We start from the raw sequence: 15,656 nt of genomic DNA on the forward strand, positions 1-15,656 counted from the left end.
CAGACTGGGTAACAGGTTGGATGAAGTCAAGAATCATGAAAAAAGAAAATTCAGTAAAGGGTTGGCAAGGAGTACTTAAAAAGATTGGATACTGGATCATGATCACGTTTGCATTTATGGTTGCAGCGGGCTTGATCGAAATCGGTGAGATAATCGGTGTAGACTTGCAGATTACAACACTGCTTGGATGGTTCGTGCTGGCCAGTTTGATTGTGAATGAAGCACGTTCCATCTGTGAAAACTTTGTTGAAGCTGGATTCAACGTACCAAAAATTTTGAGCAACGGCTTAGCTGTTGCCGACAAACTTATTAACAAAGAAAGCGAGGACGAAGAATAATGAAGATTTTGCTTATTGCAGGGCATGGTGCAGGCGATCAAGGAGCTTCCGGCTGCGGATACAAAGAAGTAAATTTGACTAGAGAGCTGGTCAACCTAATTGTACCGAAGCTTAGAAAGTATGCAACTGTGGATGTGTACAACGTAAACCGCAGCGCATTCTATGATGTACAGAACGGTACATTCAAAATCAGTAAGTACGATTATGTGCTGGAAGTACATTTCAATGCATTTAATGGATCCGGACACGGAACAGAAATCTTTGTAACAGACAGTGAGCAGTATACCGATGTAGAACAGTCCATCATGAACAATTTGGGAAAGCACTTCGTGAAGCGTGGTGGCTCCGGCGTCAAGGTGACAAACTGGCTGGTGATTTATACATGCAAGTGTTTAGGCATCAGCTCAGCATTATTAGAGACCTGCTTTATCGACAACAAGGCTGATATGGCCGAATACCAGGCAAGCAAAGAATCCGTCGCACAGGGCATTGTAGACGGCATTGCAGAAGGTTTCCAGTTGAAAGCAAATAGCACAGAGCAGAAGCCAGGTAATAAGCCTGCAGAACATAAGAAACCTTCCAAGCCTGCGAAACCAGCACAGCCTGATCAGATCCTACATGTTGGAGAATACTTCACAATTCCAGGAGTGCATAGCGTAGACCAGGTATTGGCCAACATGGATAGCATCTGGTGCGAGGAGATGACCGGGAACGGCGGTAACTCCATTCAGGCGGGACCACTTACCAAATGCGATAAGAACGGTAAGAAAACAAAGTCACAAGTTTTTAGCGTAGGTGATTACTGGAAATGTGACAAGAAATTTAAGGTGCTTGCGGTGGATAAACCTACAAATTCAGTGCAGGCAAATGTCGGAGGTCGTAAAATCTGGTTGTATGCTGGTCCACTGCGTGAAGTCTAATATATGAAATAACCCTACTTCTCTTGACTGAGAGGTAGGGACTTTTTTTGATGATTATTTTCATTTTAATGAAAATAAAAAATTACATTTACAATGCCAAATAATAAAAAATGAATTATAATAAACAGTGATGTATAATTATTCTATAATTTCAAGCAAAATAAATAATTTTGTTTTGCAGTAAAAGGTAAGGAGGAGAAGAAATGGTTGAATATAATGTTTATTGTGATGAAAGCTGTCATTTAGAACATGACAACAGTAATGTTATGGTTATTGGAGCTGTTTATTGCCCTAAAAAGATGGTAAAAAAAATTAATAAAGATATCTATAGCATAAAAGAACGATATGGGCTACCTAAAAACGGTGAACTTAAATGGGTGAAAATATCCAATAGTAATTTTAACGTTTATCGTGCATTGATTGAATATTTTTTCAGCAATAATGATTTACATTTTAGAGCAGTGATAGCAGATAAAACTAATCTGAATCATAAAAAATATTCACAAACCCATGATGATTGGTATTATAAAATTTATTATACTATGTTGAAGAATATTTTTTTGAAAGGGAGTACGTACAATATTTATATAGATATTAAAGATGTATTTTCAAATAAAAAAGCAAACAAACTACATGATGTTTGCTGTAACACATTTTGTGATTTTCAGCATAAAATGATATCAAAAGTACAACCAATACGCTCTAATGAAGTAGAAATAATGCAATTAACCGATATAATAATCGGTGCTATTGGGTATGTAAATAGAAATTTTATAGAGGGGCATAAGTATAGCGAAAGCAAACTAAAAATAATAGAATTAATAAAAGGGAAAAGCGGATATTCTTTAACGAAAAGTAGCTATTATACGGACTTTAAATTTAATTATCTTATCTGGAGTGCTGATTTTTATGACTAAATGCTATTCAGATTTACTAGAGCCTTATGAAGGCGGACAATATAAAATGTATCTTGAAAAGATATATAATATTTATAAGGAGGATTTACTAAATAATGGCGAATTACAACTTAAAGGTAAACCAGTTAAACTTAGGCATCATCCGATGTATAAAGAAAGAGAGGAAAGTTTCTATCACTTAACGCATAGAAAATATGACAAAAATACTTTTAGGCAACCTGACTTTAAAAGGTGCGAAAGAATTAGATGGATAAGGAAAATGATTGAAAATGTTGGTAGATGCAAGTGTTGTGGTGTGAATATTGAGAGTTGTGCTGGTATTTTGATTTGGATAGAAAAATATAAAGGTAGTGATCGTATTCATTTTTATTTAGAGAATGAGAATTTTCTATTAGTTATAGAGAAACGTACAGAATATTATTTAATTATTTCAAGTTTTTATGTTGATTATAATAAAAAGAGCTATTATATTAAAAAATATGAAGATAATAAGGCAGAATATAGCGATATATAAAAACAAAAAACGCCATTTAATAAATTAAATGACGTAATCAGAAACTCCTTCTACATCACGGTAGATGAGCATAAATGGATTATATCCACATACATATTATAAGATAAAATCAAAAAAAATCAATAAATTTTTGCAAAATCACATAATCTTTGTTGATTTTTTATTAGAATTAAGATATTATATACCTTCAGATTTAACTACTCTCCACACCAGAGAGTAGCCTTTTTTGTTAAATATGGAACTTCCAATGTTTTACTACGATAATGATTTGCAATTTTTGAAGAAATGCTATATAATTTCGTAGTCACTCTTTCATACAGTTTATGCAGTGACAATGGGACAAAAGCCGGCTATAAGCCGGCTTTTTATTATCGAATTAAAATTAAGAAAAATTAAATAATTAGAGTTTACATACATGTGAATATGTAATATACTTTTATTGGCTCTCTACCCCTTTCGGAAATACCCCAATATTTTCCCACAGAGAGTCAGGCCGGTGTATACCGGCTTTTTAAATCTGCAAGCAAATGAAATGTTGATTAAATGTAGGTATGGCATAAAGAAAAGAGCGTCAACGTGTAACTCTTTTCAATACTTAGAATTAGAGGTGTGAGTAATAACTATCACTCATTATAATATATGTTAAAACACAAAAAAAGTGCAGAAAAAACAAAATACTTGAAATTAAAAATATATATGATAGAATATTTTCGCCTGTTGAATATTGCCTAGGTATTGAACAAAGGCGGCCACTATCTTTGGCGAAGTTCGGATTTATCCGAACTTTTTTATTATCTTGCTTAATAACACTAAAATATTCATAACGTATTTACAAATGTTCATATAAACTATATAATGATTACGTTGCCGCCCATTAAAAAGAAAGAGATACCTAGGCAGTATTTTGCGGCACTTGACCACCTTAATGGTGGTTTTTTTATTAACGGTTATCAAACGTTTAATCTTTTATCAATAAGTATTATAATAAGCCTAATTAGGCATCTAATTCCTCCATATCATATATTGAGATACGCAGATGTATCTCAATAACACGTAAGGAGGAAATATATATGTGTAACAGATGTGAATGTAATGCTTATGACTTTAACGATTATGATTTTGACAGATTCGAGTGTGATAGAAACCGTAGATGCGATGATGATTTCGGCACAAACGCATTGAACGAAGCAGAACGAGTAGCTCGCAGTACAATGCGTCAACACTGTAGAGAAAATCGCTGTGCACGACAATTTGTACGCTGCATGAGAAATGCCCGGTGCGGATCTAATTGGTAACTTGCACTAAAACTTAATGTATATTTGTTCACTCTGATTTAGCTTTTAACTGTGTATTTGTGATTGCATCAGTAAAAATGTAATTTAAGAGTCTGTATATGAATAGCCAATTTGCTACTCTCCACATTGGAGAGTAGCATTGTTTGTATCAATTCATTTATCATATAATTCGTGATGCTCTATATCGATTGTGTTTGTCTTTGGTGTCCTGCCATTACAGCATTGCATAATAACGGTCAAAGTGGAATTTGTGTTAGGAAATATCTGTACACCGTTGATTATTTCTTTATCAAAATCATCTTTTATAACTTGTACATCATATTGTGCATAAGGACATGTCTGTGGAATGCTATGCAAGGAATGTGTGCTGTCTGGGGTAGGGAGAGTAATAGGTTCACTTAGCCCCTTTTCATCGGTATAACATCCCATTATAAATTTAGAAGCACTGTCTGTTCTCTCATACACTCTTATAGCTGCCTGATTAACAGGAGCACCGTTTGCTTCCATAGTTTCAATTGTTAATGTGCCTGTCATTTCACTCACCTCCGATATAAACTATGCAAAGGCGATTGCGATGTGTCATTAAAAATATATAGTAACCTGTTATCTATATAGATATTTTTATTTATTACTATGAAAATAATAAATTTAATTATGCATATTGGTCTTTATAGTTATACCGCACCACACACTAAGGTTGATATCTAGGCAGTATCTAACTTGCGGTATTGACCACCTATGGGTGGTCTTTTCAAGTGTGAGGGGCATGTTATACTTAAAAAAGGCGATTTGATTATCGCCTGTCATATCACTATAGTTTTACAACCCGGTATTCCCAGTAACCTCTATTACATGGACCTGAATGTATAGGCTCACAGCCAGGGATACGTCCAGAAATATATTTTCCTGTTAATAAATATTTTGCATTAGGTTTCTTTGTTGTTCCCAAAGCTCTTAATGCGATTCTACATACATCCACCTTATTATTTGTAAGGTATTGTACCCCACCACAATGACCAGCAGCAGTAATTATAAAATAAGCGATTTTTTTAAGTAGACCACCTGAGCGAAATTTAGGTGTTTCTGCATTAAATTGGTTTGCGTAGTCCCTAATTACGATGCTATTATCAGATTTATATATTACTTCAACATTATCTTCATATTTCTCAACTAGCTCATTATCTTGATTTTTGTATTTTTCTTCAACTACAGATTGATCAATACCACAAGATTCTGTCGAATTGGTATCAGCCTTTACATTAAAAATTGGTGTTGCAGATAATATCAGCAACATAGATATAAAGATTTTTTTCATTTTTATTTATCTCCCTTTTATTTTATGATTGATATAAAATACAATTATGAAAATTAGTATTGTAAACAATAAAGCAACATAGTTGTTTACAAAAGATAGTCTATATAAAACATTTAAAATAATTAATAAAGCAGCTCCCACCAAACACACAACTGCCATCTTATTGTCTTTACTCATGTAACCTCCTTTCTTCGCTTTTATGTCTATTAGAATTATGTTATTACTATGTTCCCACCCCTTTGCTTTATATAACTAATTTAACAAATCTCTATAAAAAATCAACTATATTTAAGGTTTCTTAAGAAAACGATTTCAGTATTTATGCATTGGAGACATAGCTTCACCTTATTATTCATGATAACATCACTATTTTTTGTAAATAGATTAGCAATAATATATTACCGTTATCTGTAAATAAATCTTTAAGCTTTTAAAAAATATATGGTATCATTGTGTTGGAGGTAAAGTGTATGCAAGAAAAGAGAAGTCCTTTAGAATGTCCGTTTTTAGATTATAAAGGTATTATGTATGTATTAGGTGATGTCTGTAAAAAGAGCCAAGCATATAAGATTATACATGATTTGTTAAATGAAAAAGATGCTAATGGAGATTTACTTATTGACCCTAAGCGGATGCCAAATATCGGTAAATTGATAGTCCCTACAGATATATTCTGTAAAAGATTCGGTATTGATAGAGACAGATATAAATAGTATCTATTGAAAAAAAGGAGCTAATATGTCAAAGAAAACAAGCCCATGTATTTTGTCTGTTGAAGCGGCGGGAGAATTATTAGGCTTAGATGCACAGACTGTTCGTATTTGTATCAGAGCAGGCCATTTTGGAGATTTTGCACGAGCGATAAAAAGCAAACCAACAAATGAATGCTATCTCTATATAATAAGTAAATTCAAACTATATCAATACTTAGGTTTGGATGTTAATTTGTCCACAGAGGAAACTTTGGAATTAGTGAGACAAGGGAAACCTCCTTTTATAGAACAAACATCATACCCTATAAAAGATTTGCTATCTGAAATGAAAAGTAAGGGATGCACACTTTTTGAAAGGAATACTGCAAGCACTGTATCAAGTGTTAGAAAGGTGATAAAGGAATAAACATCATAAACAGAAGTGCAAAAGTTTTCACACCCTGTTTTTTATATATAGTCATCCAAAGATATCCAGATATCTTGTATTCTTTTACAAGCGATGAAATTCGTCGGCTGTATTAGAGCGACAGCAACAAATTAACTGCAACTGGAAAACAGACATAGTTCAGAACGCTGTACGAAATTCGGATGGCGTTTTTTACTGGACGACTTAAAGTCCCTTGGTACCGGAGCGATATTTCCATTCTTCATTCATGTTGAATGGGAAAACCCTTATTAGTCATCAACTACGGATGAATTTCGTTCGCAGTTAATCCCATTTGCCAAGCATGGTGAATGGGATAAGGTTAGCATGGAACGCTTCTTATGACGAAAAAATGACGAAAAAATTTAAAAAAGTGTGTTCTATATGCAATGGATGATAGCGTATGACAGCTATTTATCGTATATGAATACGTATGAATGGTTAAAAGTTGTACGATTCCGACCGGGACCACCATTTGACGAAATGTAACCACTCAGAAATGAGTGGTTTTTTCTATGCTCTGCGGGGAAGGTGCCTTGATTCGAATAGGCTGCTCTTATTCAGCGGCGGAGGAGCTGGGATGTTATCCGTTCACCTTCCGGTTTTCGTCAGGGGATTCCTCATGAAGGGCAAATATTGCGGGGCGAGGCGTTTTATACGCGATAGCTTAACGATATATGGGTAACAGAGGAGGTTGTAGCCTGCGTGAGAAGCTGTGCGGTAAAATTACCATAGACAGCGACCATGAAAAACGATCCATATGTGAAAGGTGTACACTTTTCTTACACAGTCCCTTTCATAGAATGGTAGCTCTTACATTGATTAACATGCAGAAAGCGTATATAATGGTGTTATAAATTACATATGCAGGTTTGCAATCAGCCCGTTTCGATTATGATGTATTCTGTCATGATACGAAGCAGCGGCATAGCTCTACCTTCATTCCTGCAGCTGTTGAACTACATGAAAGAAGGTACCTTATGAAAAAAGGCTGGTTGTTTTCTCTGCTCGGAATTTTTTTATGTCTCATACTACTTGGCGGAGTCACCATCAATTCCATATATCGTGTCCAGCGACATGGACGCCTGATCAATTATACCGGAATCGTGCGCGGAGCTTCTCAGAAACTCGTGAAAATGGAGCTTAATGATATTCATGGGGATGACTTGATAGTGTACATTGATGATATTGTGAACAGCCTTTGTACCGGACGCGGTGCTTATGACCTGCCTTTGCCGGACGATGCTGACTATCTTGACGAGCTGCATCAAACAAAGGAAGCGTGGGAACAGCTGAAACAGCAAATCTATGCTGTCAGAACAAGCAGGAATGATCAAAACGTGAAGCATCAGCTGCTACAGGACAGTGAGGATTTCTTTCAGACAACCAATGATATGGTCTGCGCTGCAGAATCCTTTACCGAGCAGCATGCAAAGCGCCTGATGCTGCTGGATATAATCATGTTTTTGAGTGTGCTCGCTTTATGGGTTTTTATTTTTATAACAAATATTCGTAAAATACTCCGTTTGGAAACCACAAACAGACAGCTGAAGGATACGGCGGGAAGAGACACCCTAACCAAAGCCTATACACTTGAGTATTTCATCACAAGCGCAGAACAGCTTATGAAAAGCAATACGAAGTTTAAATACGCACTGTTCTATGTGGATTTTTCGGATTTCAAATATATCAATGATGTTTTCGGTTATGCGAACGGAGACAATCTGTTGAAGCACTATGCGGCGCTGCTGATAAAGGATAAGGAGCATGATGAACTGGTAGGACGCATCAATGCGGATAATTTTATCATTCTCCGTCATTATAACAGCAGAGCTGAGCTGACAAAACGGCAGTCTGCCGTGGATGCTGCTATTCGTGACTATATGCGCTCTCATCTTGACAGACAGGCGCTCAGTATTTGCTGCGGTATCTGCTGTCTGGAGGATGTCGATGAAAAGCTGAATCTGAATGAATTGCTGAACCGTGCCAATTTTGCGAGAAAAATGGTGAAAAACGGACATGAATTAAACAATTACTGCTTTTATGATGAAAGCATCCGGCAGCATTTACTGGAAGAAAAGTCGATAGAAAGCGGTATGGAGGAAGCTTTGAGTAGTCGCCAGTTTGAAGTGTTTTACCAGCCGAAGGTTTGTATGCGAACCGCAGAGATTGCAGGCTCGGAAGCACTGGTGCGCTGGCGTACGCAAAAGGGCACGTTGCGGATGCCGGATCAGTTTATCCCTGTCTTTGAAAAAAATCGTACCATCCCGCAGCTGGATCAATATGTATTCGAATCCGTATGTGTGTGGTTGCGAAATCTTCTGGATGAGGGTAAGCCGGTGCTTCCCGTATCTATCAATGTTTCACGTCTGCAGTTCTGCAATATGGATTTTGTAGAGACCTATGCAGGCATAAAAAAGCGCTATGCCATTCCGGACGGCCTGCTGGAAATTGAATTTACAGAATCCGTCATGTTTGACAACTGGGAGAGACTGACCTCCATTGTGGATCAGCTGCATTCCTGTGGCTTTGCATGCTCCATTGATGATTTCGGGAAGGGCTATTCTTCTCTGGGAATGTTTAAAAATCTGAATGTGGATGTATTGAAAATTGATGCGCTGTTTTTCCATAATCTGGAGACAGAGGAAAAGGATCGGCTGCTGGTTGAAAGCATCATTCAGCTTGTACGGCAGTTTGGTGTGAAAACAGTGGCAGAGGGGATTGAAACCAGGGAACAGATTGAAATTCTAAAGCATATGCGCTGTGATTATATTCAGGGCTATGTTTACTATAAGCCAATGCCGCAAAAGGAATATGAAAAGCTGCTGTTGCAGTTGTTTCCTCTTTGCGCACAAGAAGCGGTAACGGTATGTCCGGTTTGAAGACAGGAGGAATGCCTATGCAGGCTGGGGATTGTTTGCAAATTCTGCGTGAGATAAAGGATGTTTCCTTTGCGAGCGTTGATGAACAGGGGAATCCGCAGGTCAGAATCATTGATGTTATGCTTGTAGAGGGTGATAAGCTGTATTTCTGTACTTCAAGAGGGAAGGATTTTCACAGGCAGATGCTTCAGCATCCGCAAATCGCGATTACCGGAATGAACAGCGCGTATCAGATGGTGCGCCTGCAGGGGCGCTCGATTCGTCTGTCACAGCAGGAGTATTGGATTCATCGTATTTTTGATGAAAACCCGTCTATGAAGGACGTCTATCCCGGTAATTCGTTCAGCATACTGGATGCCTTTGTGGTTTGTGATGCACAGCTTGAATTCTTTGATCTTGGAAGACAGCCGATCGAACGCCGATATTTTACAATCGGTGAAGCATCGATGCCGAAAAAGGGGTTTATGATACAGGAGAGCTGTATCCAATGCGGAAGCTGTATTCGTCATTGTCCGCAGCAGTGCATTGTGTGTGGGGAACCCTGCTATATCCGGCAGAACAATTGCCTGCATTGCGGTCTGTGCGCAGAGGTTTGTCCAGTTCATGCGATCATCAGAAGATAAAGGCAACTCCTGTTTCTGTTGCAATGAGAAAAATGTGTGAATTTGCATGAGAATCAGGGTTAAGAAAAATGTAGTTGTCATGCAGCAATGAAGCGGTTTCATCTTTTACTGCTGTTCTCATTCATTAAGCACGGATAACAGCAGATTATTCTTAAAAAAATCAGGTTTTTTCCTGATATATGTGACATCTGTGTGATAATGTGCTATGATATTACTATCGCCGCTGTTATTTCAAATAGAAAGAGATACCTAGGCAAAGGAAGCGGCAGTCATCCGAAAGGATGACTTTTTTCGTTTGCAGGGGGATTCACCTGTCGTTCGCCTTTTATAAAAAATAGGAATCGTTCAGAGCTATCCGGATCGAGAACGGTAAGCTGCAGTATTAGCAGAGGGAAAAGAATCAAGTGTACGGGCTTGTAGAAAATAATGCACCTGATCTTTTTATATTTGCAGACTATCCAAATGTGTATCCCTGTCTGACTGCCCTGAATCGGTTGTCCTATAAATAGCCATGATGAAAGAAGCATACAGCAGGATAGGACTTATTTATATGGGGAATGATTGCTGGCGACCTTAATTTCGATAAATATTTTTATGTATTGCTTGACAATTCTTTCTCGATACTGTACTATTGTATTAGGTAGTTAATACAGTGATACACAAACCATTTACGAGGGAGGAATTATATGTTCTGGAAATTATGCAAGCATGAGCTGAAATGCTCATATCGAAGCTTTCTTGTTTTATATGCCATCGTCATGGTGGCGGCACTTCTGATGAATCCTAGGAATGAGGGAATGATAACCAACATTGCAGCAATTGTCTATATTATCATGAGTGTGGTTATGTTCATCATGTGTGTTGTCGTCATTATTAAGAATTACAGCAATTCGATGTTCTCCAGGAATTCGTATCTGACGCATACCCTGCCTGTCACAAGCACACAGCTGCTGTTGACAAAAATTCTGAGTGCGGTGTTCTGGATCATTGTTTCCGTGTTTGTCCTGTTTCTGTCGATGCTGATTATCGGTCTGCGTGTCAGCGGCTTTGATTTTTCAGCAATTACAGAGACGCTGCAGCAATTCTTCAGCACAGTGATTGCAGTGGATTCTCTGCTGTATCTGTTCTATATGATTGTCGGTACGGCAGAATCCGTGGCCTTGGTCTATCTGGTTATGAATATAACACATACCACCTATGTACCGCGATATCGCACGGCAGTTGCCATTCTGCTTTATATTCTGATATCCTGGATACTCAGCTTTGTGTTTGATCGGATATTACTTGCTCCGTTTCATCTTGCCTCCGATGATTTTGCCGGCACGATCATGGGGATGTTTATGGGAATGCAGGTGGAATACCAGTTCATGGCAGGTGTGGGCATCATGATTGTGAAATCCCTGCTGCTTCTCAGCCTGTTCTTCTTCGGAAGCAAATATATCCTGGATCATAAACTGGAAATAGAATGATGAATGACCTGAAGGAGAGAGCACTGATCATACTGATTATTCTGCTATTCTCGTTCTGGTATGTATTTACCGGATATCTGCTGCTGGATTATTTCAGAATCGGATGGCCAATCTATATCGTAGGAGCACTGCTGCTGGGAATTATCATCATAGCAGTACTGCAAACAGTGAAACGAATGAAAAACGGAGAGTATTAGGAAGGAAGTGAACCTGCATGAATTTTGATTCCAAGATGCCGATCTATCTGCAGATTATGGATGAAATAAAGCGATGGATCGTTACAGATGTATATCAGCCTTCTCAGAAAATTCCTTCTGTCCGTGAACTGGCTGTGGAATTTGGTGTCAATCCGAATACGGTACAGCGTGCGCTGAGTGAACTGGAGCGCAGCGGTCTAGTGGCGAGTGAACGCACGAGTGGCAGATTTATCTGCAACGATACAGAAATGATACGGAAATTAAAGGAAGATGTAATCTGTAGAAAAACAGATATGTTTATTGAAGAAATCCGTCAATACGGATGTGATGATGAAGCCATCATCGCCACAGTGGAAGAGAGGTTGCACAATGGAAAAGCTGATTGAAATAAGCGGGCTTAGCAAAGCCTATGGGAAAAAGCAGGCCCTGCATAATGTGGATATGGTTTTTGAGGGAGGGCAGATCATCGGTCTGCTCGGTCCTAACGGAAGTGGAAAGACAACGCTTTTAAAGGTTATGACCGGACTGCTGAAGGATTATGACGGTGTCGTAAAAATCGATGGAACATGCATCGGGGCAGAGACGAAGGCGATGGTGTCCTATCTGCCGGATGAGCCGTATTTCTCAGACTGGATGAAGGTGAAGGATGCACTGGCTATTTTTGTCGATATGTATGCGGATTTTGATCTGGATAAATGCCTGACGATTATGCGGCGTTTTCAAATTGATGATGGAATGCGCATCAAGACGATGTCTAAGGGGACAAAGGAAAAGTTTCAGCTGGCTCTGGTAATGAGTCGCAAGGCAAAAATCATCGTACTGGATGAGCCGATTGGCGGTGTCGATCCGGCCGCAAGGGAAGTGATTCTGGATACAATTCTGGAAAATTATTCTCCGGAGCAGACGATTCTTATTGCAACGCATCTGATTGCGGATATCGAACGTATCTTCAGTACAGTTGTCTTCATCAAAAACGGACAGATTGTCTTGAACAGTGAAGTCGAGGATGTGCGTCAGGAAACAGGAAAATCCATTGATGAACTGTTCCGTGAAGAATTCCGTTACTAAATAGTTGCTTGCTTTTCAACCATACAGGTATCAAGGAGATTTCCATCTGCGCTTTTCGTTCAGTGAAATGGGAATCTTTTTTTATTTTGCGAACTGCCTGTATATAATGTGTACAGCAGCTATGTCTGAAGCGGTGACTATGCCCGTATGCATTATCGGGCATATACGGTTGTGTATCACATGGAAGGCACGGTAGGTTATTGGACCATGGCTCGTACAAGCAGTATACACAGGCAAAAAGCTTAGCACATTATGCGATTGTCCTGCATTGCTGTATATGAAGAAGAGGGTACGATGAAGGCATCATGCAATTATAAAACTTCAAAACATCCTTCAGTATGCGATTGTTTGCACAGCATTGCAGACACAGCTTCGAAAAAGTGGGAAAATCCACAGTATTTTCTCTGTTCAAGGGCTTTTAAACACGATATAATAATGCAGTATATGAGTACATGAATTGATCTTGTTTGGGAGGTACATATGAAATATGATTTTGATACGGTTCTGTCGAGAACGGGAACCGGATGTATCAAATGGGATAAGCCCTTTGCTTGCAGTGATGAACAGACGGTGCTGCCTCTATGGGTGGCGGACATGGATTTTCCCTGCAGCACAGAGATACAGGAGGCCCTGCACCGTCGTGTGGAGGAGCAGATTTACGGATACTCCTGCGGCTTTGATGATGCATACAGAAACAGTGTAACTGGATGGTTTCAGCGTCGCTTTCAATGGACGATTGCGGCAGATTCCATCTTTTATGCAGGGGGAGTCGTTCCAGCTATCGCCTATCTTTTGGAAATTCTGAGTGAGGAGGGTGACAGCATACTGATTCAGCCGCCGGTATATTATCCGTTTCGCAATAAGATTCTGGCAACCAGGCGCTGTGTTGTGGAAAGTCCCCTGTGCATTACGGATGGAGTCTACACGATTGACTTTGCGGATTTAGAGGAAAAGCTGGCTGCGGATGAGGTAAAGGGAATGATTTTGTGTTCTCCGCATAATCCGGTAGGCCGGGTATGGTCAAAAGAAGAGCTGCAGCAGGTGGCTGATCTTGCGCATATCTATGGAAAATGGATCATCAGTGATGAAATTCACTGTGATCTGATACGGGAGGGAATTCATCATATCCCGTTACATACGCTGGTTCCGGAATATAAGGATGAAATCATCGTCTGTACAGCGCCCAGCAAAAGCTTTAATCTGGCAGGTCTGCAAAACAGTAATATCATCATCACAAAGCCGGAATATCAGCAGCGCTGGAAGGAGTTTGTCGGAAACCGACTGTCTTTGAACAGCTGCAATTCCTTTGCATTAGCGGCAACGAAGGCGGCATATAATGAAAGTGAAGACTGGTTGAATCAGGTGAATTCCTATATCGATCAGAATATTCGCTATGCATGTGACTATCTGGAAAAAGAGCTTCCGCAGGCTGTTGTTTCCCCCTGCGAAGGAACCTATCTGTTGTGGGTGGATGTCCGTGCGTACTGTCCTGACGAGAGGCAGCTCGAGAAGCGGATGCGACAGCAGTCTCTGATTTTGGATGAAGGCTATCTGTTCGGTGCACAGGGAAAGGGCTTTGAGCGTATCAATATGGCTGCACCGCGTTCTCTGATTGAAGAATGCATGCGCCGGTTTGTCAAAGCGGTGTCGGGGGAAGCTATAGAATAAAATGAAAAAGAGCAGCTGCTTTCTTCGAAAGAGGCTGCTGGAAAAGGAAAGGAAAATGGTATGCTGTATCTTGAATATATCGTATTGGCGGCACTGGTGGTGTTTTTGTCTGTACGTCTGTCGTATTACGTTGATTGTCTGGATAAGAAAACAAATCTGTCCGGTGCGTTTATAGGAGGTGTCATGCTTGCGGCTGTGACCTCTCTGCCTGAATTATTTACATCTCTGACTGCGGTTCTGGCACTGGATCAGCCGGATCTGGTACAGGGAAATGTGCTGGGTAGCAATATCTTCAATCTCTGTGTCATTGGAGGACTGATGCTGTTTACATCCCGCCGTTATCAAAGAGCCACACTGTCAAAATCACACAGCAAGACGCTGTGGTTCGGTCTGGTCATGTATGCCCTTGTATTTGCGGCCATCATGATGCCGAAGGAGGTTGGGTTCAGTTTTCTGAAGGTTAACCTGATGTCCGTTCTCATTCTGCTTGTGTATGCGGTAAATGTGAAATTCATGGGGAATGATGACAGCGGTGATGTGGAGGAGGAAGTGTATATCTCGCTGAGTGTAAGGCAGATTGCTGTTCGGTTTATCTGTTACAGTGTGGGACTTGTTATCGTAAGTATCCTGCTGACAACGGTAACGGACCGCCTTGCGGAGGAGCTGCAGCTGGGGGCTACGGTTGCCGGGGCAATCTTCCTGGGAGTGGCTACCTCACTGCCGGAGCTGAGTGCTTCTGTCAATCTGGTACGGATTGGAAATTTCAATGCATCCTTCGGTAATATCGTCGGCAGTAACCTGTTCAATTTTATCATACTCTGCTTTGCGGATGTTCTCTTTACGCAGGGAAGCATTTATGTCAATGAACCGCAGGTAATGAATCTGCTCGGCTTTGGTGCGTTTTCCATGGTCTGTACACTGGTGGTTATATATGGAAAGAAGCATCGCGCCCTGGTTCTGTTGGCGAGTGTGGCGATACTCGGCTCTTATGTCACAAGCATTTTACTGTCCATGTAATAAATAGCGGAGGGTATGGCTGTTTCTATGTTTTTTATGCTTTGAAAATAGAATAATCAGGAGGATCAGGTTCGTCTTTATCATGTACCTGATCTTTTTTTCTGTATATTTATCATCCTGCCTGTTTTTCGAATATGCATTTATACATTCATTTTTTGTACGGTTATGCAGATCGTGGTGGATAGGAATGACAGACAATGGCTTTGTTAATCTACTGAAACCATCTTGACAGAATGACCGGGATACGATAAGATAAACATAAATTAAACAGTGTTTAATTTATTAAGAGGTGATGA

General features: G+C 39.5%; 18 protein-coding genes. 15 read left to right on the plus strand and 3 right to left on the minus strand.

The window, feature by feature from the left end; translation table 11 throughout:
• The 5 genes from KSZ58_RS19815 to KSZ58_RS22960 form a co-directional block, all read left to right on the plus strand.
• Positions 1-338, plus strand: a 338-nt coding sequence (locus KSZ58_RS19815; protein WP_217752883.1) for a phage holin family protein, incomplete at its 5' end; no start/stop codon positions are given.
• Positions 338-1,258: an N-acetylmuramoyl-L-alanine amidase gene (locus KSZ58_RS19820; protein ID WP_009270710.1), complete on the plus strand. Its 921-nt coding sequence runs from the start codon at positions 338-340 to the stop codon at positions 1,256-1,258. The genes KSZ58_RS19815 and KSZ58_RS19820, both read left to right, overlap by 1 nt.
• 203 nt (positions 1,259-1,461) lie before the next feature.
• Positions 1,462-2,175 (plus strand): DUF3800 domain-containing protein, encoded by a 714-nt coding sequence (locus KSZ58_RS19825; protein ID WP_008818040.1) that lies wholly within the window; start codon positions 1,462-1,464, stop codon positions 2,173-2,175.
• Positions 2,168-2,689, plus strand: coding sequence for a hypothetical protein (locus tag KSZ58_RS19830; RefSeq protein ID WP_224727417.1), 522 nt, complete (start codon positions 2,168-2,170; stop codon positions 2,687-2,689). The genes KSZ58_RS19825 and KSZ58_RS19830 overlap by 8 nt, the downstream gene beginning before the upstream one ends.
• 1,070 nt (positions 2,690-3,759) lie before the next feature.
• On the plus strand, positions 3,760-3,984 hold the full coding sequence (locus tag KSZ58_RS22960) for a hypothetical protein (RefSeq protein WP_009270709.1): 225 nt from the start codon (positions 3,760-3,762) through the stop codon (positions 3,982-3,984).
• A gap of 153 nt (positions 3,985-4,137) precedes the next feature.
• On the opposite strand, the gene KSZ58_RS19835 is transcribed toward KSZ58_RS22960, so the two are convergent.
• From KSZ58_RS19835 to KSZ58_RS19845, 3 genes are all read right to left on the minus strand, one after another.
• Positions 4,138-4,518, minus strand: coding sequence for a hypothetical protein (locus tag KSZ58_RS19835; RefSeq protein ID WP_009270708.1), 381 nt, complete (start codon positions 4,516-4,518; stop codon positions 4,138-4,140).
• 277 nt (positions 4,519-4,795) lie between these two features.
• Positions 4,796-5,299 carry a hypothetical protein gene (locus tag KSZ58_RS19840; protein ID WP_008817699.1) on the minus strand — a complete coding sequence of 168 codons (504 nt, stop codon included), beginning with the start codon at positions 5,297-5,299 and terminating at the stop codon, positions 4,796-4,798.
• Positions 5,300-5,305: 6 nt separating this feature from the next.
• Positions 5,306-5,476: a hypothetical protein gene (locus KSZ58_RS19845; RefSeq protein ID WP_008817698.1), complete on the minus strand. Its 171-nt coding sequence runs from the start codon at positions 5,474-5,476 to the stop codon at positions 5,306-5,308.
• A 293-nt stretch (positions 5,477-5,769) separates the two neighbouring features.
• Here KSZ58_RS19845 and KSZ58_RS19850 point away from each other — a divergent pair, with 293 nt between their 5' ends.
• The 10 genes from KSZ58_RS19850 (at position 5,770) to KSZ58_RS19895 (ending at position 15,360) form a co-directional block, all read left to right on the plus strand.
• Positions 5,770-6,012 carry a hypothetical protein gene (locus tag KSZ58_RS19850; protein WP_008817697.1) on the plus strand — a complete coding sequence of 81 codons (243 nt, stop codon included), beginning with the start codon at positions 5,770-5,772 and terminating at the stop codon, positions 6,010-6,012.
• A 25-nt stretch (positions 6,013-6,037) separates the two neighbouring features.
• The gene (locus tag KSZ58_RS19855; protein WP_008817696.1) at positions 6,038-6,418 is read left to right on the plus strand and encodes a hypothetical protein; all 381 of its coding nucleotides are present in this window, start codon (positions 6,038-6,040) and stop codon (positions 6,416-6,418) included.
• Positions 6,419-7,416: 998 nt separating this feature from the next.
• Entirely contained in the window at positions 7,417-9,318 is a 1,902-nt protein-coding gene (locus KSZ58_RS19860) for a bifunctional diguanylate cyclase/phosphodiesterase (protein ID WP_161129406.1), read from the plus strand.
• Positions 9,319-9,335: 17 nt separating this feature from the next.
• Positions 9,336-9,941 (plus strand): 4Fe-4S binding protein, encoded by a 606-nt coding sequence (locus KSZ58_RS19865; protein ID WP_008817693.1) that lies wholly within the window; start codon positions 9,336-9,338, stop codon positions 9,939-9,941.
• A 686-nt stretch (positions 9,942-10,627) separates the two neighbouring features.
• Positions 10,628-11,410 (plus strand): hypothetical protein, encoded by a 783-nt coding sequence (locus tag KSZ58_RS19870; protein ID WP_002609979.1) that lies wholly within the window; start codon positions 10,628-10,630, stop codon positions 11,408-11,410.
• Positions 11,407-11,607, plus strand: coding sequence for a hypothetical protein (locus KSZ58_RS19875; RefSeq protein WP_009588206.1), 201 nt, complete (start codon positions 11,407-11,409; stop codon positions 11,605-11,607). Before KSZ58_RS19870 ends, KSZ58_RS19875 begins: the two co-directional genes overlap by 4 nt.
• Positions 11,608-11,624: 17 nt before the next feature.
• The gene (locus KSZ58_RS19880) at positions 11,625-11,993 is read left to right on the plus strand and encodes a GntR family transcriptional regulator (RefSeq protein WP_002609983.1); all 369 of its coding nucleotides are present in this window, start codon (positions 11,625-11,627) and stop codon (positions 11,991-11,993) included.
• Complete coding sequence (locus KSZ58_RS19885; protein WP_008817692.1) at positions 11,977-12,675, plus strand: ABC transporter ATP-binding protein; 699 nt, start codon at positions 11,977-11,979, stop codon at positions 12,673-12,675. Before KSZ58_RS19880 ends, KSZ58_RS19885 begins: the two co-directional genes overlap by 17 nt.
• Before the next feature lie 480 nt (positions 12,676-13,155).
• On the plus strand, positions 13,156-14,343 hold the full coding sequence (locus KSZ58_RS19890; RefSeq protein WP_008817691.1) for a MalY/PatB family protein: 1,188 nt from the start codon (positions 13,156-13,158) through the stop codon (positions 14,341-14,343).
• Positions 14,344-14,403: 60 nt separating this feature from the next.
• Positions 14,404-15,360 (plus strand): sodium:calcium antiporter, encoded by a 957-nt coding sequence (locus KSZ58_RS19895; protein ID WP_008817690.1) that lies wholly within the window; start codon positions 14,404-14,406, stop codon positions 15,358-15,360.
• The last annotated feature ends 296 nt before the right edge of the window (positions 15,361-15,656 follow it).

Source organism: Erysipelatoclostridium sp. DFI.2.3, assembly GCF_019132535.1.
GTDB lineage: Bacteria > Bacillota_I > Bacilli_A > Erysipelotrichales > Erysipelotrichaceae > Clostridium_AQ > Clostridium_AQ innocuum.

Coding starts and splice junctions, on each gene's coding strand:
- KSZ58_RS19820 (WP_009270710.1), top strand. CDS start 338: ATGAAGATTTTGCTTATTGCAGGGCATGGTGCAGGCGATCAAGGAGCT.
- KSZ58_RS19825 (WP_008818040.1), top strand. CDS start 1,462: ATGGTTGAATATAATGTTTATTGTGATGAAAGCTGTCATTTAGAACAT.
- KSZ58_RS19830 (WP_224727417.1), top strand. CDS start 2,168: ATGACTAAATGCTATTCAGATTTACTAGAGCCTTATGAAGGCGGACAA.
- KSZ58_RS22960 (WP_009270709.1), top strand. CDS start 3,760: ATGTGTAACAGATGTGAATGTAATGCTTATGACTTTAACGATTATGAT.
- KSZ58_RS19835 (WP_009270708.1), bottom strand. CDS start 4,518: ATGACAGGCACATTAACAATTGAAACTATGGAAGCAAACGGTGCTCCT.
- KSZ58_RS19840 (WP_008817699.1), bottom strand. CDS start 5,299: ATGAAAAAAATCTTTATATCTATGTTGCTGATATTATCTGCAACACCA.
- KSZ58_RS19845 (WP_008817698.1), bottom strand. CDS start 5,476: ATGAGTAAAGACAATAAGATGGCAGTTGTGTGTTTGGTGGGAGCTGCT.
- KSZ58_RS19850 (WP_008817697.1), top strand. CDS start 5,770: ATGCAAGAAAAGAGAAGTCCTTTAGAATGTCCGTTTTTAGATTATAAA.
- KSZ58_RS19855 (WP_008817696.1), top strand. CDS start 6,038: ATGTCAAAGAAAACAAGCCCATGTATTTTGTCTGTTGAAGCGGCGGGA.
- KSZ58_RS19860 (WP_161129406.1), top strand. CDS start 7,417: ATGAAAAAAGGCTGGTTGTTTTCTCTGCTCGGAATTTTTTTATGTCTC.
- KSZ58_RS19865 (WP_008817693.1), top strand. CDS start 9,336: ATGCAGGCTGGGGATTGTTTGCAAATTCTGCGTGAGATAAAGGATGTT.
- KSZ58_RS19870 (WP_002609979.1), top strand. CDS start 10,628: ATGTTCTGGAAATTATGCAAGCATGAGCTGAAATGCTCATATCGAAGC.
- KSZ58_RS19875 (WP_009588206.1), top strand. CDS start 11,407: ATGATGAATGACCTGAAGGAGAGAGCACTGATCATACTGATTATTCTG.
- KSZ58_RS19880 (WP_002609983.1), top strand. CDS start 11,625: ATGAATTTTGATTCCAAGATGCCGATCTATCTGCAGATTATGGATGAA.
- KSZ58_RS19885 (WP_008817692.1), top strand. CDS start 11,977: ATGGAAAAGCTGATTGAAATAAGCGGGCTTAGCAAAGCCTATGGGAAA.
- KSZ58_RS19890 (WP_008817691.1), top strand. CDS start 13,156: ATGAAATATGATTTTGATACGGTTCTGTCGAGAACGGGAACCGGATGT.
- KSZ58_RS19895 (WP_008817690.1), top strand. CDS start 14,404: ATGCTGTATCTTGAATATATCGTATTGGCGGCACTGGTGGTGTTTTTG.